We start from the raw sequence: 20,922 nt of genomic DNA, 5'->3' as shown, positions 1-20,922 counted from the left end.
GATGTTCAGGAATTTTGGCAAACGAACAGAAGACAGCGCCACGGACACGGTGGTTCCGCTGTGGCCGGAGGCGGGCGCACAGCCGCCTTCAGCAGAGCCGGACACCAGCGAGGAAATCCGCAAGCTGATGGCCTTTCTGGAGTTGAAAAGCCGGATGCACGAGGCGGTGATCGACCGGCTGAACCTGGCGGTGATCGACAAGGTCGAGCCGGAGGAACTGCGCCGCGAGGTGGCGGCGCTGGTGAGCGATGTGCTGGCCGAGGAGAACAACCCGCTGCGCGCCGATGAATTCCGCCGCCTGGTGGATGAGCTGATCGACGAGGTGCTGGGGCTTGGCCCGCTGGAGCCCTTGCTGGCCGATCCGGGCATCAACGATATCCTGGTCAATGGCCATCAGACGGTCTTTGTCGAACGCAGTGGCGTGCTGGAGCAGACCGGCGTGCGGTTCCGGGACGAAAAGCATCTGTTGCGGATCATCGACAAGGTGGTCTCGCGCGTCGGGCGCCGGGTGGATGAAAGCAACCCTTGGGTGGATGCGCGGCTGGAGGACGGCAGCCGGGTCAATGCCATCATCCGGCCCTGCGCCATTGACGGCCCGTCGCTGTCGATCCGCAAGTTCGCCCGCGACCCGCTGACGATGGAGAAACTGGTGGCGGGCAATGCACTGAACGGGCGTGCTGCGGCCTTTCTGCAGGCACTGGTCGAGGCGCGCGTCAATATTCTGATCTCCGGCGGCACCGGTTCCGGCAAGACCACCATGCTGAATGCGATTTCCGCCAGCATCGATCCGCGGGCGCGGATTGTCACCATTGAGGACGCGGCAGAGCTGCAGCTTCAGCAGGCCCATGTGGTGCGGCTGGAAACCCGTCCGCCAAACCCGTCTGGCGGCGGTGCGGTCAGCCAGCGCGATCTGGTGCGCAACGCGCTGCGGATGCGGCCCGACCGGATCATCGTCGGCGAGGTGCGCGGCGCCGAGACTTTTGACATGCTGCAGGCGATGAACACCGGCCACGACGGTTCGATGACCACGGTGCACGCCAATTCCGCCCGCGATGCGCTGGGCAGGATAGAGCAGATGGTCTCGATGATGGGAATGGAGCTGCCGCTGGGGGCAATCCGGGCGCAGATGGCCTCCGGCCTGCAGATCATCGTGCAGCTGGCCCGCCTGTCGGATGGGCAGCGCAAGGTGATCAGCATCTCCGAACTCACTGGCCTGGAGGGGGAAGTGATCACGATGCAGGACATCTTTGTGTTCCGCCGGATGGGGAAGACTGCCGATGGCGGCATCGCGGGTGAATTCATCCCAACCGGCATCCGGCCGCAATGTGCCGCTTTGCTGGAGGCTGCGGGCGTGGGCTTTGACGGCAGCCTGTTCCAGCCGGAGGGCACCTGATGCTGAAGGATCTGTTGAACGAAGTGCACAGCTGGAACGGCCAGCTGGGAGGCTACGCGGTCTATTGCGGCATTGCAGTCGGTTTGCTGCTGCTGATGTCCGGGCTGCGGCAGATTCTGGGCCGCAAGGGCCGGTCTGCGGCTTCCCGCAGCCGCCGGATGCGGATGATCGCACAGGGGCGCAGCGGCAGTGAACGGCTCGCCATCCTCAAGCCGCCGCAGCAGCGGACCGGCTGGCAGCGTAATCCGGTAGCAGGGGACTTGCCGCAGATCCTGCGCCAGGCGGATGTACCGCTAAGCCCAGGCATGTTCTGGCTTGGCTGCGCCGCGCTGACGGTATTGTTCTCGGTTGCCGCCGTCCGGTATGCGGGTCTGCCTCAGGGGCTAGTTATCGGGGTTCTTGGCGGCTTTGGCGTGCCGTTTGCGCTGCTGCTCAGCCAGCAGCGCAAGAAGGTGGAGAAGCTGATGCACCAGCTGCCGGATGCGCTGGAAATGCTGGCACGCGGCCTCAAGGTTGGCCACCCGCTGAACAATTCGATCGGCATCGCGGCTCGCGAGATGCCGGATCCGGCAGGCACCGAGCTGGGCATTATCTACGATCAAGTAACCTATGGCGACGATCTGCCGGATGCGGTGCAGGAATTTGCGGACCGGACCGGGCTGGAAGATGCGCAATACCTGGCTGCCAGCATCAGCATTCAGCACGGCACCGGCAGCGACCTGTCGGTGATGCTGGAAACCCTGTCGCGGGTCATCCGAAGCCGTATTGTCCTGCGCCGGAAAGTGCATGCTCTGGCCTCCGAGGGGCGGTTGACCGCCTGGATGCTGTCAGCCCTGCCGCTGGTGATCTTTGCCGCCGTCTCGGTGCTGACGCCGGACTACTACGCGGGTGTGGCGGAAGATCCGCTGTTCCGGCCGATGATGGCCGGGATCGTCCTGCTGACCGTGCTGAACGCGCTGATGCTGCGCAAACTTGTCAATTTCAGGATCTGACCGGGGAGGCCTGCCATGGAGGAATATGTCACAGGGGTATTGACTGGAACCGGGCTGGCACCCGGCGCGTTGGCCGCCGCCGCGGTGGCCGCAGCTGTGCTTTTGATCTACTTTGGTGCGGCCGCCAGCCTGGCCCGGAAATCGCCCGCTGCAGCACGGCTGTCATCGCTGGGTGAAACCCGCCGCCGGCAAACCCGGGACCTGGCGCTGCTGAAGGCGCCTGCCGACCAGCCTGGCGGGCTGATGAAAGCCTTTGTGCCTGCCAGCATGACGGAACGCTCGGAACTGGAGAACAAGCTATCTCAGGCCGGGTTTTCGCAGGCCGGGGCGCTGCGTACTTTCACTTTGATCCGTGTTCTGCTCGGGCTGGCGCTGCCGGGTGCCCTGCTGCTGGTCATCGCCGCCGCCAAGACACCAGGTTTGCTGCCGCCCAATCCGGTCACCGCGCAAGTGGCGGGCTGGACCAACATGCAGGTGTTCCAGGCGCTGAGCGGGCTGGTGGGGGCGGGCTTCTTCGGCCCGGTCTATGTGCTGAACGCCCGTGCCGCTGCCCGCCGCCGCCGGATTGAGGAGGCATTTCCCAACGCGCTGGACCTGATGCGCATTTCGGTTGATTCCGGACTGGGCTTCGACGCCGCAATGACACGGGTGGGTAACGAACTGGCGCAGGTTTCGCCGGATCTGGCCTTTGAGCTGCTCAGCGTACAGCGGCAGATCCAGGCCGGTCGGGCGCGGCAGGATGCGCTGCTTGATATGGCCAGCCGCACCGGCGTAGAGACGGTCCGGTCGTTTGCCAATGTGGCCCTGCAGTCAATGCAGTTCGGCACCAGCATGGCAGCGGCTCTGGCCACCTATTCCGAGGATTTGCGCAATCAGCGGGAAATGCGCGCGCAGGAAATGGCCAGCAAACTGCCGGTCAAGATGTCGGCGGTTCTGGCCTCTCTGATGCTGCCTGCGCTGATCATGATCACCATCGGCCCGGTGGTCATCCGTTACATCCGTTTCATTGCGAACTGATTCGAATTCAGCTTGGACAATTGCTGTTTTGGGCCGCAATTGGTTCTGGGGAATAAGCCCAAAAGACTGAAAAAATCGCCATATGATTGTAAATTTGCACGGTTGACCGCATTTTTCGTCAAATTCTTGACGCAATTGAATGAACCGGCCAGCATAAGAGAACGCAATAGGGAGTTGATTAGTACAGGCGCTTGCTAAGTTACTAAAAGCGCTATGTTAAAAGTTAATATTGCTGTGGGGGGACGCGCGTTATGGGGACCAATGCGCTTTTTGACACCCACACTATTCGGGCTGCTGAGGCCGGAATGATTGCGCCAATTGCGCGCTGGTGTGAGTGTTTGCACGGCTGTGCGCCTTTCAGGGACGCGTTGAGCGGACTGGCGGCGGCCATTAAAGGGGAAGCAGCTGCAATTTGCAGGGTATCAACCGGCCAGGGCCGGGCTTCCGGATCAGTGTTCTTTGACAGGGCTGCGGGCAGCGGAAACGGACCGCCATTGGAGCGTTCCTTTGCCCGCTCGGTGCTGGGCAGCTATCTGGACAAGGCCAAACCCGGTGCGATCTGGTACAAATCCATGAGCGATGAAGCGGCGGATCCGGTTCTGGACCGGTTCCACACGTCCCGCAATCTGGTGGAACTGGCGGTGATCCCGCTGTCGTCCGGCAACCAGTACACCGATTTCCTGGAGGTTCATTTCTCCACCCGGCCCGGTGCGGTGCAGCAAGCGCTGCTGAACATCATCTCCGGCACCTTGGTGCGGACATGGACCAACCGGTCGCCCGGGCTCTACGCCGAGGCCTGCCTGACAGAGCGGCGCGCGGCCCGCGGAGCCGGCGTCCAAGCGCATCTGCTGAGCATGGACAACCCGGCCCAGCTGAGCCGCGCCGAGTACCGCGTTTGCGTGCTGTTGAGCAAAGGGCAGACGGCCAAGCGGGTGCAAACGGATCTTGGGATCTCGAAATCGACGCTGCGCACGCATCTGCGCAACATCTACGCCAAGACTCAGACCGGCAACATGAGCGAGCTGGTTTACCGGCTGGTCTCGGTGGACACCTTCGCCGGGCAAACGCCGCGGCGGAACTCAGCCGCATGACAGGCATCGCGGACCTGCTGCCGCTGGCTGCAGCCAGCCCGGTGCTGATCCTGGCTGCAGCGGGGGATCTGCGGCACCTTCGGATATCCAACCGGCTGATGCTGGGATTGGCCGCGGTCTTTCTGCTGACCGCGCCGCTGTTGCCGCTGGCGGAAACCGGGCAGCGTCTGCTGGCAGCCAGCATCGTTTTTGCCCTGTGCTTTGCATTGTTTTGCGGACGGGTTCTGGCAGGCGGCGATGTCAAGATGATGGCGCTGGCCATGCTGTTTGTGCCGTCCTCTGCGCTGGCGGCATTTGGCTGGAGCTTTAGCGCCGCAATGCTCACCGTGCCCCTTGCACTGACTATGCTCGTCCGAATAGAGGCCGCTGCTTGGCGGAGTTGGGCCTCGCTTCAGACGCCAGGGAGGATGCCGATGGGGGCGGCCATTTCCCTGGCGCTGATGCTTTTGCTGGTTATTCAGGCCGCCAAGGCGTGACCCCGCAAAGAAAATGAGAACTTAGCGCGCAGGTGGAAACACCGCTGTCCGCTTGACCGTTCCATAGACAAAACTGGTGTCGATGGACGCAATGCCGCCAACCGGATGGATGCGGTTGCGGATGAATTCTTCATAGGCCTCCAGATCCGGTACCAGCACCCGCAGCTGGTAGTCCATCGCTCCGGTCAGCACGTGGCACTCCAGCACCTCTTCGATCAGCTGCATCTTGCGCTCGAAATTCTTCACGTCCGCCTCGCCGTGCCTCTCCAGCTTGATGCGGACAAAAACGGTGATCGGCAGCCCGTAGGACTTGGCATCCACCACTGCGCTGTAGCCCTGGATAATACCTTGGGCCTCCAGATTGCGCACCCGCCGCAGGCAAGGGGACGGGGAGAGGTTCACCGCCTCTGCCAGGTCCTGGTTGGTCATCCGCCCGTCGCGCTGCAGGGCGCGGATGATCTGGCGGTCCTTGCTGTCCATAATTGCACCCTCATTGGCATAATCTGCCAATATCAATACTCATCTGGAAATACTTCGCAATCCATTGCCGTCGAAACAGGCGGATGATGCCTGTAACAACAGACAGGAGCATCCCATGAAAACCTCCGGCGGCTTTGCCACTCGTGCCATCCACCACGCCTATGACCCGCAGGACAACGAAGGCGCGCTGACGCCGCCGCTGCACCTGACCTCTACCTTCACCTTTGCCACTGCGGAGGCCGGAGGCGAGATGTTCGCAGGCGAGCGCCAAGGCCATATCTACAGCCGGATCTCCAACCCGACCTGCGACCTGCTGGAACAGCGCATCGCCACGCTGGAAGGTGCTGAGGCGGGCTTGGCGCTCAGCAGCGGCATGGGCGCCATCACCGCGGTTCTGTGGACACTGCTGTCACCCGGCGACGAGGTGATCGTGGACAAGACGCTCTATGGCTGCACCTTCGCCTTCATGCGCCACGGGCTGGCGAAATGGGGCGTTACCATCACCCATGTCGACATGACCGACATGGAGAACCTGCGCGCGGCAGTTTCGGACAAGACCCGCGTGGTCTATTTCGAGACCCCGGCCAACCCGAACATGCGGCTGGTGGACATCGCCGCGGCATCAGAAATCGCCCATGCCGCAGGCGCGCAGGTGGTGGTCGACAACACCTATGCCACCCCCTATCTGACCCGCCCGATTGAACTGGGCGCCGATATCGTGCTGCATTCCGCCACCAAATACCTGGGCGGCCACGGCGATGTGGTGGCGGGCCTTGTCGTGGGCACCGCCGAGCAAATTGGTGAAATCCGCCTGGTCGGCATAAAGGACATGACAGGTGCGGTGATGGCGCCCTTCAACGCCATGCTGATTCTGCGCGGCCTCAAGACCCTGGCGCTGCGGATGGACCGCCATTGCGCCTCTGCTGCAACCGTGGCGGATTATCTGGCCGCCCACCCTGCGGTGAAATCGGTGTCCTTCCCGGGGCATGACAGTTTTGCCCAGGCCGATGTCGCCAAACGCCAGATGGCGCAGCCCGGCGCCATGATTGCCTTTGAGGTCGAGGGCGGCCTGCAGGGCGGTATCGCCTTCATGAACGGTTTGCAGATGATCCAGCGGGCAGTGTCGCTGGGTGATGCGGAAACCCTGATCCAGCACCCTGCCTCGATGACCCATTCGACCTACACCCCGGAAGAGCGCGCTGAGCACGGCATCAGCGACGGGCTGATCCGCCTGTCGGTGGGGCTGGAGGACGTGGCCGACATCCTGGCCGATCTGGAGCAGGCCTTGCCCGCCCCCGTTCAGCACGCCGCCGAGTAAGGAGAGAACCATGCGCCCCGATCTGACCCACCTCAAGACCATCGAACAGCGGCTGTTGTGGCTGTCGCATTGGATGATTCACAACGCGAACCACATCCGCCCCAAGGCGGACGGGATCAAGATCGGGGGGCATCAGGCCTCGTCGGCGTCGATGGTGTCGATCATGACGGCGCTGTATTTTTCTGCACTGAAGCCCGGCGACCGGGTGGCGGTGAAACCGCATGCCTCGCCGGTCTTTCATGCGATGCAGTACCTGATGGGCAACCAGACCCGCGAGAAGATGGAGAATTTCCGCGGCTTCGGTGGGGTGCAGAGCTATCCCAGCCGCACCAAGGACGTGGATGACGTGGATTTCTCCACCGGCTCTGTCGGCCTGGGCGTCGGAATCACCGCGCTGGCTTCGATGGTGCAGGATTTCATCACCGCCAAGGACTGGGGACAGGACGCCCGCACCGGCCGTATGGTGGCGCTGGCAGGTGATGCTGAGCTGGACGAGGGCAACATCTACGAGGTGCTGCAGGAAGGCTGGAAGAACGATCTGCGCAATACCTGGTGGATCATCGACTACAACCGTCAGTCGCTGGACGGCATCGTCCGCGAGGGGCTGTTCGAGCGGATCGAGAAGATCTTTGACGCCTTCGGCTGGGACGTAGTGCGGGTGAAATACGGCGCCTTGCAGCGGGCTGCATTCGAGGAGCCGGGAGGCGAGCGCTTGCGCGCCTGGATCGATGCCTGCCCGAACCAGCAGTATTCCGCGCTCACCTACATGGGTGGTGCGGTCTGGCGGCAGCACCTGATGGATGATCTGGGCGACCAGGGCGATGTCAGCGCGCTGATTGAGAAACGCAGCGATGATGAGCTGGCGGAGCTGATGGAAAACCTCGGCGGCAACTGCGTCGAGACGATGGCGGACACTTTCGCATCCATCGGCCACGACCGCCCGGTCTGCTTCCTGGCCTATACGGTCAAGGGCTGGGGCACGCCGATTGCCGGCCACAAGGACAACCACGGCGGGCTGATGACCAAGGCGCAGATGGCGGAATGGCAGGCCCATATGGGCGTTGCGGAAGGTGCGGAATGGGAGCCCTTCGCCACCGTTTCCGACCCCGCCGCGCTGCAGGGCTTCCTGCGTCAGGTGCCGTTCTTTGCCGAAGGCCCGCGCCGCCATTTCGACGCGCCGCTGCCGGTGCCCGCGATTGCCATCGGCACCTCCCGCGAAATCTCCACCCAGATGGCGTTCGGCAAGATCCTTGATGATCTGTCCAAGGGCGACAGCGAACTGGCGGCGCGGATCCTCACGACCTCGCCCGATGTGACCGGCACCACCGGGCTCGGGCCTTGGGTCAACCGGCGCAAGCTGTTTGCCCGCGAGGTGCAAAAGGATGCCTTTATCGAGCACCGCATCCCGTCGACGGCGAAATGGAACTTTGCCCCCGAAGGCCAGCATCTGGAGCTGGGCATCGCGGAGATGAACCTGTTCCTGCTCTTGGGCGCTGCGGGCCTGTCGCATTCGCTGTTCGGCAAGCGGGTGATCCCCATTGGCACGGTTTACGACCCCTTTGTCTGCCGCGGCCTCGATGCGCTTAACTATGCCTGCTACCAGGACGCGCGTTTCATGATCGTCGGCACCCCGTCGGGTGTGACGCTGGCGCCCGAAGGCGGCGCGCATCAGTCGATCGGCACACCGCTTATCGGCATGTCGCAGGACGGACTGGCAGCGTTTGAACCGGCCTTTGCCGATGAGCTGGCAGTGATCATGGAATGGGCCTTCGACTACCTGCAGCGCGACGGCGAGGGCGACCCGGATGAGCGCACCTGGCTGCGCGACGAGACCGGCGGCTCGGTCTATTTGCGCCTCACCACTAGCCCGATGGAGCAGCCCGGCAAGCGCGCCGATGAGGACTTCCGCCAGGGGGCCATCGACGGCGGCTACTGGCTGCGCAAACCGGGGCCGAACTGCGATGTGGTGATCGCCTACCAGGGCGCGGTGGCACCGGAGGCGATCAAGGCTGCGGGAATCATCGGCGAAAGCCGCCGCGACGTGGGCGTGCTGGCCGTCACCTCTGCCGACCGGCTGAACGCGGGCTGGACCGCGGCGCAGCGGGCGCGCGCGCGCGGCAACGCCGCCGCCAGGTCCCATATTGAAACTCTGATGGGCGGTCTGCCGCCGCACTGCAAGGTGATCACCGTGATCGACGGCCACCCGGCGACGCTTGCCTGGCTGGGCGGGGTTGCCGGCCACCAGACCATCCCGCTGGGGGTGGAGCATTTCGGCCAGACCGGCACCATCGGTGATCTCTACCGCCACCACGGGCTGGATGCTGCCGCTATCGTGGCCAAGGTGAACGGGTTGACCGCCGGCAAACGGGTCAGCAACGCGGTGCCGGCCGGGTAAACGCCTGTCTGAGCTTGCGAGATCAGGTTGAAGCACAGGGGCGGCCGCGTGGAAACGTGGCCGCCACTATTACTATTCCGCCACGCAGTCGGCGAAGTAATGGGTCAGCCCGTCGGGCCCGGTTTCCTGCACCAACCCGTGGATGTCGGTCTCGAATCCCGGGCATTCCCGCCCGAAGGCGCGGTTGAACTTCAGGTATTCCACGATCTTCTTGTTGAACACCTCGCCCGGGATCAGCAGCGGAATGCCAGGCGGGTAGGGGGTCACCAGGCTGGTGGTGATGCGCCCTTCCAGATCATCAATCGGCACCCGCTGGGTGGTGCGCCGGGCGATTTGGCTGAAGGCATCGCTCGGCTTCATCGCCGGTGTCAGGTCGCTCAGGTACATCTCTGTCGACAGCCGCGCCACGTTGTTCTTGGAATACAGCGCATGCACATGCTGGCACAGGTCGCGCAGGCCCATCTGCTCATACCGCGGCTGGCTGGCGCAGAACTCCGGCATCGCGCGCGGCACGGCCAGGTTGCGGGCAAAGTCGTCCTTGAACTGCTGCAGCGCGCTTAGCAGTGAATTCCAGCGGCCCTTGGTGATGCCGATGGTGAACATGATGAAGAAGGAATAAAGCCCGGTCTTTTCCACCACCACGCCATGTTCGGCCAGATATTTGGTCACGATCGAGGCCGGGATGCCCCAGTCCTCGAACCGGCCGTCCAGTTTGAGGCCGGGTGTGATGATGGTGGCCTTGATCGGGTCCAGCATGTTGAACCCCGGCGCCATGTCGCCAAAGCCGTGCCAGCTGTCCTCGCCGCCCGCCTGCACGCCGTCGGCGTCGGTTTTCCTCAGAACCCAGTCGTTGGTGCTGCCGATCCCGTCCTCGGCTAGATCCTCCGGGCCCCAGACCTGGAACCACCAGTCATCGGCGCCGTATTCCTCATCGACCTTGCGCATGGCGCGGCGGAAATCCAGCGCCTCCATGATGCTTTCCTCGACCAGCGCGGTACCGCCCGGCGGCTCCATCATCGCCGCCGCCACATCGCAGCTGGCGATGATCGAATACTGCGGGCTGGTGGAGGTGTGCATCAGGTAGGCCTCGTTGAACAGATGCCGGTCCAGCTTGGTCTCCTCGCTGTCCTGCACCAGCACATGGCTGGCCTGGCTGATGCCCGCCAGCAGCTTGTGAATCGACTGGGTGGCATAGGTTACCGAATGCTTGGTGCGCGCCCGCTTGCGGCCCATCGCGTGATAGCTGCCATAAAACGGGTGAAACGCCGCATGCGGCAGCCAGGCCTCGTCGAAATGCAGGTTCTCCGTATAGCCGTCCAGCTGGCCCTTGATCACCTCGGTATTGTAGAGCACCCCGTCATAGGTCGACTGCGTCAGCGTCAGGATCCGCGGTTTCACCGCATCGGCGTCCACGCCCTTCAGCAGCGGGTTGGCGCGGATCTTGGCCTTTATGCTGTCTATTTCGAATTCCGAATGCGGAATCGGGCCGATGATGCCCCAATGATTGCGGGTCGGCTTCAGGAACACCGGGATGGCGCCGGTCATGATGATCGAATGCAGGATCGACTTGTGGCAATTGCGGTCAACCACCACCACGTCGCCCGGTGCCACCGTGTGATGCCAGACCATCTTGTTGGAGGTCGAGGTGCCATTGGTCACGAAATAGCAGTGGTCGGCGTTGAAGATCCGCGCGGCATTGCGTTCCGAGGCGCCAATCGCGCCATTATGGTCCAACAGCTGCCCCAGCTCCTCAACTGCGTTGCAAACGTCGGCCCGCAGCATGTTTTCGCCGTAGAACTGGTGGTACATCTGCCCGACCGGGCTTTTCAGGAAGGCCACGCCGCCGGAATGCCCCGGGCAGTGCCAGGAGTAGGAGCCGTCCTCGGCGTAATCCAGCAGCTTCCTGAAGAACGGCGGCTGGATGCTTTCCAGGTAACTCTTTGCCTCGCGGATGATGTGGCGGGCGACAAACTCCGGCGTGTCCTCGAACATATGGATGAAGCCATGCAGCTCGCGCAGGATGTCATTGGGCAGGTGGCGGCTGGTCTTGGTCTCGCCGTAGATGTAGATCGGCACATCGGCGTTTTTCCAGCGCACTTCCTCAATAAACGTGCGCAGGGCGACTACAGCGGGGTCCAGATCGGGGCCGGTGGTGAATTCCTCGTCATCGATGGACAGAACAAAGGCGCTGGCGCGGGACTGCTGCTGTGCATATTGCGACAGGTCGCCGTAGCCGGTGACGCCCTGCACCTCGAACCCTTCATCCTCAATGGCCTGGGCCAAGGCGCGGATGCCTGAGCCTGAAGAGTTTTCGGAGCGGAAATCTTCGTCAATGATGACGATGGGAAAGCGGAATTTCATGCTAACCTCCTGAGAGCATGCCTGATTTGACGATACAGGCTGCCCGCAATGATGCAACGCCTCGCAGATCGCGTTACGTCCATCCGGGCCATGGCCTGGAGGGCATGGTCAGATTTCGCTGGCTTTTGATGGGAAAGTAATTGACAGTGTCAATTACCATGACTCAGCAACGCTTCCACCTGCACCAATCCCTTGGCTACCAGATCACCATGCTGGCGCGCGTGATCGAACGCCGTTTTGAACAACGCATCGCGGAATACAGGCTGACCCGCGTCACCTGGTGCGTGCTGCTGGCCGCGGGGGAAGAGGGGCTGGCGACCCCCTCGGAGATTGCTGATTTCATCGGTATCGACCGCACCGCCACCTCCCGCGCCTTGCGTCAGATGGAGGCCGGCGGGCTGATCACCCGCCGCAGCGGAGAGGGCGACGGGCGCTCAATCCGGGTAGCGCTGACCGTGCCGGGGCAAGCCGCACTGCTGGCGGTGCTGCCCATCGCGCAGGAGAACGCCGCGTATTTTGAGGCCAAGCTGAGCGGCGAAGAACTTTCTGCGCTGCGCCAATCCGCCGCCAGGCTGCTGCAGGACGAGCCGCGCATCGTCGCCAAGCTGTAACTCAAAGGGGCCTTCCATGGGCAAGCTGTTTTCCTACCGCAACCGGCCTGTGCACCTGGGGCCGTACCCGATGGAGACCCTTGTGCGGCAGGCGGCCCCCGAAGGACTGGATGCACTGCCGCCGCTGGCGCAGGTCAGCTTCCGCCGCCCCGATGCGCCGCTCTCCCTCGTCAACGCAATGCGGGACTACCAGGCGATGCTGGACGCCACCCGCGAGGGGCTGGTGAAAAAGGAACGCGCAGAAATCCCTGTCGACCCGCAGGAGCGCACGGATCATCTGAAGGCCTTTGGCTACTTCTGCGACGCCTCTCTGGCGGGCGCCTGCGCGGTGCCCTCTGACGCCTGGCTGGGCGCGCCGCTGGTGAACCCGGATGTGGCGGCACTGGCGGAAACCCTGCGCACGAAACAGACCAAGACCTTTGCCTCCGGCATCGACGTGGTGATGGCGAACCTGCGCGAGGCGATGCAGGCCCCGCCCGCGGACTGCCGCCACCACACGCACGCACTGGTTTACGTATACGAATTTCCACGCGACCCCGAAGCGGGCGAGGATGGCACTGATTGGCTGTCGGATGCGCAGAACCAGCGCGCCTGCCTGCGGGCGGCGGAAACCGTGGTGACGCTTGCCAGCTACATCCGCCTTCTGGGGTGGGAGGCGCGCGCGCATACCGGTGCGGCCAGTGACGTGCATCTGGGCAAGCTGGCGGTGCAGGCCGGGCTTGCCACCTATGAGGATGGTGTGCCGGCAAACCCGTTCCTCGGCGGCCGTTTCGGCATCGCTGCCGTGACCACCACGCTGGAACTGGCCGCCGATCTGCCGCTGGTGCCGGGTCAGGCGCCGGGGCTCAAATACCGGCTGGGACTTGGCGCCCACGCCAAGAGCGCTGCAACCCGCGACCCCTACGCCAAGCGCCGCTTCATGGATGGCCCGCACCCATTCGAGACCCTGAAGCGGGTGGCAGACCCAACCACCTACATAGACGAGGTGAATGTAGCGCGCGTCCCGAAACGTGCTGACATGTTCGCACGCTCCCTGTTCGGCGACCTCGGCAAGGGCCCGCAGGAGGCGGCGAAGAACGGAAACTACGTCCGCAAATCCTCTTCGGCCTTTGCCTTTCGCTCCTCGCTCGCGGCCTTGGTGCTGCTGCAGGACGGCGACCATGCGCCACGGGTCGACCCCAGCGCCGCGGACGCTGCCCGCAATGCCGCCAATATCAAGGCCGCCGCCTATTTCCTTGGCTGCGACGCGGTGGGCCTCTCGCGCTGCCCGGACTGGGCATATTACTCCCACGACGCGGCGGGCGAAGTGCTGGCGCCCTACCATGAAAACGCCATCAGCATCATCATCGACCAGGGCCATGAGACGATGGAGGGCGCCTCCGGTGATGACTGGATCGCCTGCGCCCAGTCGATGCGCGCCTATCTGCGGTTCTCGCTGCTGGGCGGGGTGATCGCGCAGCAGATCCGCAACCTCGGCTATACCGCCCGGGTGCATTCGGTGATGGACGGCGAGGTGCTGCAGCCGCCGCTGTTGCTGCTGTCGGGCCTGGGTGAGGTCTCCCGCATCGGCGAGGTGATCCTGAACCCCTTCCTCGGCCCCCGCCTGAAATCCGGTGCCGTGACCACCAACCTGCCGATGACCCACGACAAACCGGTGGATTTCGGCCTGCAGCGGTTCTGTGAAGCCTGCAACAAATGCGCCCGCGAATGCCCGTCCGGCGCCATCACCGCCGGGCCGAAGCTGATGTTCAACGGCTACGAGATCTGGAAGTCCGACAGCCAGAAATGCACCACCTACCGCGTCACTGTACCGGGCGGCGCGATGTGCGGCCGCTGCATGAAAACCTGCCCCTGGAACCTGGAAGGGTTGTTTGCAGAGGCGCCGTTCCGCTGGGCCGCGATGAATATGCCGGGCAGCGCGCCATTGCTCGCAAAACTCGACGACGCGCTGGGCCATGGCGAGGTCAATACCGCTAAGAAATGGTGGTGGGATCTGGAGATGGTGGAAGAGGGGCCCTACGCGCCCTCGCCGCATCCTGTGAATGCCCGTAAGCTGTCCAAGGACTTAGATCTGAAGTTTGAGGACCAGACGCTGGCGGTCTACCCCGCACAGCTGGCGCCGCCGCCCTATGCCTGGCCCGCGCCGATGGACCGCGAGGCCGGAATTGCTGCCTATCAGGCGATGATCCCGGCAGCGGAGCACAAGCGCCGCCGCGCGGCAGGCCTGCCGCCGGAACATGTCTATACCGCTGATCAGGGTGCAGCGCCGGTCATGCGGGTGCGCCTGTCCAAGGTCGAGCAGATGGCGGAGGCTGTTACCAAATATGAGTTCTCCCTGCCGGACGGTGCGCCGCTCCCGCAGGCGACCGCAGGCGCCCACATCGACGTGGTGGTAGCGCCGGAATTTTTCCGCCAGTACTCGCTGTCGGGCGATCCGGCCGACCGGTCGAAATACCAGATTGCGGTGCAGCGCGAAGACGGAGGCCGCGGCGGGTCCAGGCTCATGCACCGGATCTTTGATGAGGGGCGGCTGGTCTTCATATCCAAGCCGGTCAACCACTTCCCGCTGGCAGAGGATGCCGCCAAATCCTACCTGATGGGCGGCGGCATAGGGGTGACGCCGATGATCGCCATGGCTCACCGTTTGCACGCTCTGGACCGGGACTTCGAATTCCACTTTTCATATTCGAAAAAGATAAGTGCAGGGTTCTTATTGGATCTGGAAGCCGCGCCGTGGATTGATAAAGTACATCTGCATTTTTCCGACCAGGGCACCCGTGCGGACCTTCAGGAGGTTCTGAGGTACACCCCCGGCAGCCATGTCTACACCTGCGGGCCGGAAGCCTACATGCAGGCCGTGCTGGAGGCGGCGGAAGCCAATGGCTTCCCCGAAGAGGCCCGTCACATGGAGTATTTCTCGGTTCCCGAACAGCCCGAATACGAGAACCATCCCTTTACCCTGAAGCTGGCAAAATCGGGCCGCGAGATTCTGGTTCCAGCGGAAAAGACTGCAACTGAAGCACTGGCCGAAAGCGGCATCCACGTGGATGTGAAATGCTCCGACGGGATCTGCGGGGTCTGCAAATGCGGGCTTATTGCCGGCGACGCTGAACACCGCGACTTTGTACTGTCGAACAAGCAGCGCGAGGGCGCCATCATTCTCTGCCAGTCCCGCGCGCTGGCGCCGGGGGGGGTGCTGGAGATTGATCTCTGAGCCACGGTCCTGATGGAACGGCACAATTTTCTTGTAAAAGAAAATTACCAAAAGTTTTCAGTAAAACTTTTGCGCGCGGGGCAGGAGCGGTTCAGAATGGCCGCCGTTCCCCCAGCAGGTAACGGGCCACGTCCGCAAAATCAAACGCCAGCGACACCGCGATCACCACGCAGACCAGCAGGATGATCCGCCGCGGCCAAACGGGCATTTCCGGCCGTTTTCGTTGCCGCCACAGCCAGAAGATCAAAGGCGTCCACAGGATCACATGCGGCAGTCCCAGCAGCCGCACATATCCCAGCTTCCCATACAGCCAGTAGACACCGGCTGCCGCCAGCACGCTCGCGGCCACAGTGACCAGCCCCGCCAGACGGCCTGGTTTCCAGATCAGCAGCGCCAGCGGCAGCACAAAGGCGCCCAGAAACAGGATGTTGACCCAGATCTGCACCCACAGCGGCTGGGTTTCGATTGCCTCTTCCAGTGTCATGGCATGGCCCTCCTGACCAGGAACCCTAGGCAAGGGCAGGACAGGCGGCAAGAGTCAGAGCGGGGATCCTTCGCGCATTTCGTCCTGCTCGTCCGGTGTCGGTGTGTGGTTGAACACATAGGCCGTGCGGCAGGCCTCCTCGCCGCCCAGCTGCGCGATCCTGCGGCGCTGATCGGCAAAGGCGCGGGCATTCACCTCCTCCGGGTCGCAGATTGCCAGCAGCCGCCGCGCACCCTCAGCCAATGCCGCCTGGATCTTCGGATCATTGACCCCGTCCATCGCCCGGTTTGCCTGCTCATTCGGGTCCGCCTCCAGGTCAAACAGCTGCGGCTGCATCCCGGCATAGTGGACGTACTTCCACTTGCCCCATCGCACCATGAAGGCGCCGGTTTTTGACCCGCCGTCATGGTATTCGCTGAAGCCGGTGCGGGCCTCGTCATAAGGCGCATTTGCAACCGCGCGAAGCGACACGCCTGGCAATTCCGGGGCTTCCCCCGCGCCGCAGACCTCACGCGCAGTGGCGGCGATGTCAGTCAGGCTGGTGCAGGTCGCCACCTGCTGCCCCGCTGGAATGCCTGGTCCGGCGGCGATCATCGGCACCCCTGCGGATTGCTCGTACATCACCTGCTTGGTCCAGAATCCTTGATCCCCCATCATGTCGCCGTGATCCGACACATACAGGATCACCGTGTTTTCCAATTGGCCGCTGGCCTCCAGTGCCTTGATCACCCGGCCCACGCAATCATCCATGAACGACGTCAGCCCATAATAGGCCGCCTTTGCCTCGCGCATCGTCTGTTCGTCGAAATAGTCATCGTAGTTGAAAAAGGCGGCGATGTTGCGCAGTTCCTCATGCTCCGGCAGCCCCTCGCCATAGCCCACAGGCAAGTCCATTTCCGCGGGATCGTACAGGCTGTACCATTCGTCAGGGCAGGTCAGCGGGTAATGCGGGCTGACCAGCGACACAAAGGCCGCCCAAGGCTGCTGCTGGCGCTTGGGGTCGGCCAGCCAGGCTTCGGCGGCCTTGGTGATCGCCAGGTCATAGTCGGTATAGGTGCTGCTGCCCGCCCCGACGTCGCCGGCCAGTTCTGCAGCAGAGTCATAAGGCGGCGGGTTTTCCCGCAGCAGGCCGATGGCCCAGCCGACGCCTCCGACCACATGCATCGGCAGGATTTCCTCGGTAAACCCGTTGTCATCCCCGGCAGAGCGGAAATGCAGCTTGCCGATCGACACCACCTCGCGGCCCGTTTCCCGCAGGGCATGCATCCAGCTCGGCGGTTCTCCAGCATAGGGCGTTGCGCTGTCCCAATGGCCGGTCTTGTGAATCCAGTCTCCGGTTGCCAGCGCTGCCCGTGTCGGAACACACATGGGCGAGGGCGTATAGGCCGAGCTGAACATCGTGCCGCGCGCCGCCAATGCGTCCAGGTTCGGAGTTTTCACAATAGGATGCCCTGCACAGCCCATCGCATCCTTGCGGTGCTCGTCCGAGATGATGACCAGAAAATTTGGCGGTTGGCTCATCCTGTCCCTCCCTTTTGGCTTTGGCCTCAGGCTGGCGGAAAAACACGGCGCCTGAATGCCTGTTTGCGGCATATTGGCAGAAGATTGCCTCCTGCGCTTCAATCCCCGCGGTTTCCAGGCTTGCGGGCCGGGGGACAGGCTGCTAACTCTGCCTGAAGATTGTTATGATATAACATAAAGGGTTTGTGCGTGATGGATGGCAGACTGCCGGTGACAGTGCTCTCGGGCTTCCTCGGGGCGGGTAAGACAACACTTTTGAACCAAGTTTTGAACAACCGCGCTGGCCGCAGGGTTGCAGTAATCGTGAATGATATGAGCGAGGTGAACATCGACGCGGACTTGGTGCGCGGCGGGACGGAACTGTCACGCCAGGATGAAAAGCTGGTGGAGATGACCAACGGCTGCATCTGCTGCACGCTGCGCGACGACCTGCTGCAGGAGGTGCGCCGCCTCGCGGCTGAAGGGCGCTTCGACTATTTGCTGATCGAAAGCACCGGCATTGCTGAGCCGCTGCCGGTGGCTGCGACCTTCGATTTCCGGGACGAGGAGGGCACCAGCCTTTCAGACGTGGCCCGGCTGGACACAATGGTCACGGTGGTCGACGCAGTGAACCTGCTGCGCGATTTCGCCAGCCATGACTTCCTCAGCGACCGCGGTGAAAGCCTGGGCGCGGAGGACGACCGGACCCTGGTCAATCTGCTGACAGACCAGATCGAGTTCTCTGATGTCATTATCCTGAACAAGGTATCGGACGCGGGACCGGAGCAGACCGCCGCGGCGATGGCGGTCATCAAGGCGCTGAATCCGGATGCCGAGGTGATCCGGGCGGATTACTCCGAAGTAGACGGGGACCGCATCTTCGACACCGGCCGTTTCAATTTTGACAAGGCGCACGAGCATCCGCTGTGGGCCAAGGAGCTCTATGGTTTTGAGCACCATGTTCCGGAAACAGAGGAATACGGTATTTCCTCCTTTGTCTACCGTGGCCGCCGCCCCTTTGACCCCGCACAGGTCCACGCTGTTTTGAACGGCGATCTGCCGGGCGTAATCCGGGCCAAAGGGCATTTCTGGCTGGCCACCCGTCCCGAATGGGCTGCGGAGTTCTCGCTGGCCGGGGCAATATCCTCTGTCCGCCCGCTCGGCCTGTGGTGGGCTGCGGTGCCAACGGAGCGCTGGCCGTCTCATCCTGAGGCCCGGCAGGAATTTCTGCAGAACTGGGACGAAACCTGGGGCGACCGGCGGCAGGAACTGGTGTTCATTGGCGCAGGTCTGGACAAGGAGGCGATCACCGCGCGGCTGGACGCCTGCCTTATGCCGGAAACGGCCAACGGCTTCGATCCGGCCTGGTCCGTGCTGGAAGACCCTTTCCCAAGCTGGCGCCGCAATGGCTGACCGCCGCGCGCTCCGCAATCTGAACTCCCGCCTGAAACGGCGGCGCAGGGCAGGGGATCCGATGCAGGCTTATGATGCTTTGCCGCCGTCTCTGCGGCAGTGGCTGGCGGACGCGTGCCTGCCCTGGAGTCCGGCGTCAGCGCTCAGGCTCTGGACCAAGGCGGGCGGCAGCCGCGATCCCGCTGCAGCCGTGGCACGTCTGGACGCCGCAGAACAGGCAATGCTGAAACGGGACGCCCGCGTTTGGGCCTTTCGGAACTAGAGAAGAAGACCACCGCTTCAGGCGGTCTTTTTCTCCGCCTCCGCCGCAGCGTCGAACTCCGCCCGTGCCGCATCGATCACTGGCAGATGCTCCAGCGCCCACAGTCCCAGTGCCCTGACCGGTTCGCGGAACGACTCGCCCAGCGGCGTCAGTGCATATTCCACCTTGGGCGGGATCGTCGGGTGATAGGTCCGGCTCACCAGCCCGTCACGCTCCAACTCGCGCAAGGTAAGGCTCAGCATCCGCTGGGAAATTCCCAGATGGCGCTTCAGCTCATTGAATCGCAGCACGCCGTATTGCGCCAATGAGATCACAATCAGCACGCTCCAGCGGTCGCCGACCCGCGACAGCACCTCATTGATGCGCCCGCACTCCGGGCATTGACCCTCCGCCATGGTGGTTCCTTCCGTGTTACCGGGGCTCAGGAATGTGCCTTCTTGCGCCCTTTCCAGTTCCGCTTATATAGCCGGTTACAAATTTATACCACCCTTCCTGAAAGGACCGGAAGCATGAGCAAGAGCACTCTGATCGAGAAACTGAACTGGCGTTACGCCACCAAAAAAATGGACCCAGTCAAGGCGGTTCCGCAGGAAAAGGTCGACCAGATCATCGAGGCGATCCGCATGGCGCCGACCTCGTCCGGCACCCAGCCGTTTGAGGTGTTTGTCATCACCAACCCGGAGATCCGCGCGCAGATCCGCCCGCACGCCTGGGACCAGGCGCAGATCACCGACGGCTCGCACCTGATCGTCTTTGCCGCCTGGGACAACTACTCCGAGGACCGTATCGACGCGGTAACCCGCCAGATGACCGAGGAGCGCGGCGAAATCCCGATGCTGAACCAGTATTACGACAATCTCAAGGCAACCTATCTGCCGCGCGAGGCGCGCACCAACCACGACCACGCCGCCCGCCAGGCCTATATCGCGCTGGGCTTTGCGCTGGCCGCGGCGGCGGAACTGGACGTGGACAGCACCCCGATGGAAGGGTTCACGCCGGAAAAGATCGACGAAATTCTGGGCCTCAAGGACAAGGGGCTGCGCTCGGTCCTCCTGCTGCCGCTCGGCTACCGCGCCGAGGAAGGCGATTGGCTGCTGCCGATGAAGAAGGTGCGCAAATCCCGTGAAACCATCGTGACAGAGATCGCCTGAGGCCTCTTCGCGCGATAGCAGCAGGCGGCAAATTCAGCCGCCTGCCAGCACCCTCTTGCAGAGCGCAAAAGACAATCCAATTGCTCTGAAAGCTTTAATATGCTGATTTCAGGCTACATTAACAGCTGTGTGCTATTAAAGAAGGCACGGCTCTTGCCGCTTCCAAAGGGCCGAAAAATGGTGTGTTTTTTACCGGGGGCAGCCAAGGCGTGTTTACTTCTGATTTCTCTGCAGGCGAACTGCAGCCGGAACTGAAGCAGGTGTTTTTTCATTGGCGGAACGCCTCTGATGATGGCGATTTTCCGCGGCTTACGCAGTTCGAGCTGCCAAATGCCCGCCCGGCGCCGAATGTCCTGTCCGTTTATGAAATAGAACGGACACAAACCGGCGCACCTGCCGATTTCAAGGCGCTGTATGTACGCAACAAGATCATCAACACGCTTGGCAACAAATACGTTGGCACCCGGCTCTCGGAACACCCTGGCTTTGGCCCCGGTTCCATGATCTGGAGCTGTTTTCACGAAGTGGCCTCCACTTCCCGGCCATTGCTCGCCGCGCTGCCTTATGTCGGCCCGCTGCCGGAATACCGCAGCTCGTCCGAAATCTACCTGCCGCTACGGGGGGAAGGGGTGTCAGTTGATTATGTGCTGGTGGGGGTCGTCCTGCTGGAGCAGGAGTACAGCCGCAAGGCACCTTGATCAGATTGGAGTGATCCCCAGTTCGCTCTTGAAGCCGGTTGTAGCGCACCGTTACTCTCCGAAAAG

At 62.9% G+C, this 20,922-nt stretch carries 18 protein-coding genes; 13 read left to right on the top strand and 5 right to left on the bottom strand.

What is annotated here, in order from left to right; all coding sequences use genetic code 11:
- Position 1: 1 nt before the first annotated feature.
- The 5 genes from N6L27_RS07050 (at position 2) to N6L27_RS07030 (ending at position 4,969) form a co-directional block, all read left to right on the top strand.
- On the top strand, positions 2 to 1,393 hold the full coding sequence (locus N6L27_RS07050; protein ID WP_271906512.1) for a CpaF family protein: 1,392 nt from the start codon (positions 2 to 4) through the stop codon (positions 1,391 to 1,393).
- Positions 1,393 to 2,385 (top strand): type II secretion system F family protein, encoded by a 993-nt coding sequence (locus tag N6L27_RS07045; RefSeq protein WP_271906511.1) that lies wholly within the window; start codon positions 1,393 to 1,395, stop codon positions 2,383 to 2,385. The genes N6L27_RS07050 and N6L27_RS07045 overlap by 1 nt, the downstream gene beginning before the upstream one ends.
- Positions 2,386 to 2,400: 15 nt before the next feature.
- A complete protein-coding gene (locus N6L27_RS07040; protein WP_271906510.1) occupies positions 2,401 to 3,402 on the top strand; it encodes a type II secretion system F family protein in 1,002 nt (333 codons plus the stop codon).
- A gap of 494 nt (positions 3,403 to 3,896) precedes the next feature.
- On the top strand, positions 3,897 to 4,493 hold the full coding sequence (locus N6L27_RS07035; RefSeq protein ID WP_271906509.1) for a helix-turn-helix transcriptional regulator: 597 nt from the start codon (positions 3,897 to 3,899) through the stop codon (positions 4,491 to 4,493).
- Positions 4,490 to 4,969, top strand: a complete 480-nt coding sequence (locus N6L27_RS07030; RefSeq protein ID WP_271906508.1) for a prepilin peptidase — start codon at positions 4,490 to 4,492, stop codon at positions 4,967 to 4,969. Before N6L27_RS07035 ends, N6L27_RS07030 begins: the two co-directional genes overlap by 4 nt.
- A 21-nt stretch (positions 4,970 to 4,990) precedes the next feature.
- On the opposite strand, the gene N6L27_RS07025 is transcribed toward N6L27_RS07030, so the two are convergent.
- A complete protein-coding gene (locus N6L27_RS07025) occupies positions 4,991 to 5,449 on the bottom strand; it encodes an Lrp/AsnC family transcriptional regulator (RefSeq protein WP_271906507.1) in 459 nt (152 codons plus the stop codon).
- A 115-nt stretch (positions 5,450 to 5,564) separates the two neighbouring features.
- Between N6L27_RS07025 and N6L27_RS07020 the strand changes: the two genes are divergently transcribed.
- Both N6L27_RS07020 and N6L27_RS07015 read left to right on the top strand, forming a co-directional pair.
- Positions 5,565 to 6,767 carry a methionine gamma-lyase gene (locus N6L27_RS07020; protein WP_271906506.1) on the top strand — a complete coding sequence of 401 codons (1,203 nt, stop codon included), beginning with the start codon at positions 5,565 to 5,567 and terminating at the stop codon, positions 6,765 to 6,767.
- Positions 6,768 to 6,777: 10 nt separating this feature from the next.
- A complete protein-coding gene (locus tag N6L27_RS07015) occupies positions 6,778 to 9,162 on the top strand; it encodes a transketolase (RefSeq protein ID WP_271906505.1) in 2,385 nt (794 codons plus the stop codon).
- Positions 9,163 to 9,234: 72 nt separating this feature from the next.
- Here N6L27_RS07015 and N6L27_RS07010 read toward each other — a convergent pair whose 3' ends face one another.
- Positions 9,235 to 11,523, bottom strand: a complete 2,289-nt coding sequence (locus N6L27_RS07010) for an arginine/lysine/ornithine decarboxylase (protein WP_271906503.1) — start codon at positions 11,521 to 11,523, stop codon at positions 9,235 to 9,237.
- 158 nt (positions 11,524 to 11,681) lie between these two features.
- Between N6L27_RS07010 and N6L27_RS07005 the strand changes: the two genes are divergently transcribed.
- The gene (locus N6L27_RS07005; protein ID WP_271906502.1) at positions 11,682 to 12,134 is read left to right on the top strand and encodes a MarR family winged helix-turn-helix transcriptional regulator; all 453 of its coding nucleotides are present in this window, start codon (positions 11,682 to 11,684) and stop codon (positions 12,132 to 12,134) included.
- 16 nt (positions 12,135 to 12,150) lie between these two features.
- Complete coding sequence (locus N6L27_RS07000) at positions 12,151 to 15,348, top strand: 2Fe-2S iron-sulfur cluster-binding protein (RefSeq protein ID WP_271906501.1); 3,198 nt, start codon at positions 12,151 to 12,153, stop codon at positions 15,346 to 15,348.
- 91 nt (positions 15,349 to 15,439) lie between these two features.
- On the opposite strand, the gene N6L27_RS06995 is transcribed toward N6L27_RS07000, so the two are convergent.
- Both N6L27_RS06995 and N6L27_RS06990 read right to left on the bottom strand, forming a co-directional pair.
- Positions 15,440 to 15,832, bottom strand: coding sequence for a hypothetical protein (locus tag N6L27_RS06995; protein WP_271906500.1), 393 nt, complete (start codon positions 15,830 to 15,832; stop codon positions 15,440 to 15,442).
- A gap of 54 nt (positions 15,833 to 15,886) precedes the next feature.
- Entirely contained in the window at positions 15,887 to 17,353 is a 1,467-nt protein-coding gene (locus tag N6L27_RS06990; RefSeq protein WP_271906499.1) for a sulfatase-like hydrolase/transferase, read from the bottom strand.
- A 192-nt stretch (positions 17,354 to 17,545) separates the two neighbouring features.
- On the opposite strand from N6L27_RS06990, the gene N6L27_RS06985 reads away from it, so the two are divergent.
- Positions 17,546 to 18,745: a GTP-binding protein gene (locus N6L27_RS06985; RefSeq protein WP_271906498.1), complete on the top strand. Its 1,200-nt coding sequence runs from the start codon at positions 17,546 to 17,548 to the stop codon at positions 18,743 to 18,745.
- Positions 18,738 to 19,007: a DUF6525 family protein gene (locus N6L27_RS06980; protein ID WP_271906497.1), complete on the top strand. Its 270-nt coding sequence runs from the start codon at positions 18,738 to 18,740 to the stop codon at positions 19,005 to 19,007. The genes N6L27_RS06985 and N6L27_RS06980 overlap by 8 nt, the downstream gene beginning before the upstream one ends.
- Before the next feature lie 17 nt (positions 19,008 to 19,024).
- Here N6L27_RS06980 and N6L27_RS06975 read toward each other — a convergent pair whose 3' ends face one another.
- Positions 19,025 to 19,402 carry a winged helix-turn-helix transcriptional regulator gene (locus tag N6L27_RS06975; RefSeq protein WP_141889368.1) on the bottom strand — a complete coding sequence of 126 codons (378 nt, stop codon included), beginning with the start codon at positions 19,400 to 19,402 and terminating at the stop codon, positions 19,025 to 19,027.
- Positions 19,403 to 19,516: 114 nt separating this feature from the next.
- On the opposite strand from N6L27_RS06975, the gene N6L27_RS06970 reads away from it, so the two are divergent.
- Positions 19,517 to 20,158 (top strand): NAD(P)H-dependent oxidoreductase, encoded by a 642-nt coding sequence (locus N6L27_RS06970; RefSeq protein ID WP_271906496.1) that lies wholly within the window; start codon positions 19,517 to 19,519, stop codon positions 20,156 to 20,158.
- Between the two features lie 209 nt (positions 20,159 to 20,367).
- Positions 20,368 to 20,856, top strand: a complete 489-nt coding sequence (locus N6L27_RS06965) for a hypothetical protein (protein WP_271906495.1) — start codon at positions 20,368 to 20,370, stop codon at positions 20,854 to 20,856.
- The last annotated feature ends 66 nt before the right edge of the window (positions 20,857 to 20,922 follow it).

The sequence above is a fragment of the Leisingera sp. SS27 genome (assembly GCF_028368855.1).
In the GTDB taxonomy this organism is placed as follows: domain Bacteria; phylum Pseudomonadota; class Alphaproteobacteria; order Rhodobacterales; family Rhodobacteraceae; genus Leisingera.
Note: the sequence above shows the minus strand (reverse complement) of the source record. Positions and strands in the feature narration are given on the sequence as shown.

Bases quoted from the DNA above. Each gene is read 5' to 3' on its own strand.
- N6L27_RS07050 (WP_271906512.1), top strand. From the start codon at position 2: ATGTTCAGGAATTTTGGCAAACGAACAGAAGACAGCGCCACGGACACG.
- N6L27_RS07045 (WP_271906511.1), top strand. From the start codon at position 1,393: ATGCTGAAGGATCTGTTGAACGAAGTGCACAGCTGGAACGGCCAGCTG.
- N6L27_RS07040 (WP_271906510.1), top strand. From the start codon at position 2,401: ATGGAGGAATATGTCACAGGGGTATTGACTGGAACCGGGCTGGCACCC.
- N6L27_RS07030 (WP_271906508.1), top strand. From the start codon at position 4,490: ATGACAGGCATCGCGGACCTGCTGCCGCTGGCTGCAGCCAGCCCGGTG.
- N6L27_RS07025 (WP_271906507.1), bottom strand. From the start codon at position 5,449: ATGGACAGCAAGGACCGCCAGATCATCCGCGCCCTGCAGCGCGACGGG.
- N6L27_RS07020 (WP_271906506.1), top strand. From the start codon at position 5,565: ATGAAAACCTCCGGCGGCTTTGCCACTCGTGCCATCCACCACGCCTAT.
- N6L27_RS07015 (WP_271906505.1), top strand. From the start codon at position 6,778: ATGCGCCCCGATCTGACCCACCTCAAGACCATCGAACAGCGGCTGTTG.
- N6L27_RS07010 (WP_271906503.1), bottom strand. From the start codon at position 11,523: ATGAAATTCCGCTTTCCCATCGTCATCATTGACGAAGATTTCCGCTCC.
- N6L27_RS07005 (WP_271906502.1), top strand. From the start codon at position 11,682: ATGACTCAGCAACGCTTCCACCTGCACCAATCCCTTGGCTACCAGATC.
- N6L27_RS07000 (WP_271906501.1), top strand. From the start codon at position 12,151: ATGGGCAAGCTGTTTTCCTACCGCAACCGGCCTGTGCACCTGGGGCCG.
- N6L27_RS06995 (WP_271906500.1), bottom strand. From the start codon at position 15,832: ATGACACTGGAAGAGGCAATCGAAACCCAGCCGCTGTGGGTGCAGATC.
- N6L27_RS06990 (WP_271906499.1), bottom strand. From the start codon at position 17,353: ATGAGCCAACCGCCAAATTTTCTGGTCATCATCTCGGACGAGCACCGC.
- N6L27_RS06985 (WP_271906498.1), top strand. From the start codon at position 17,546: ATGGATGGCAGACTGCCGGTGACAGTGCTCTCGGGCTTCCTCGGGGCG.
- N6L27_RS06980 (WP_271906497.1), top strand. From the start codon at position 18,738: ATGGCTGACCGCCGCGCGCTCCGCAATCTGAACTCCCGCCTGAAACGG.
- N6L27_RS06975 (WP_141889368.1), bottom strand. From the start codon at position 19,402: ATGGCGGAGGGTCAATGCCCGGAGTGCGGGCGCATCAATGAGGTGCTG.
- N6L27_RS06970 (WP_271906496.1), top strand. From the start codon at position 19,517: ATGAGCAAGAGCACTCTGATCGAGAAACTGAACTGGCGTTACGCCACC.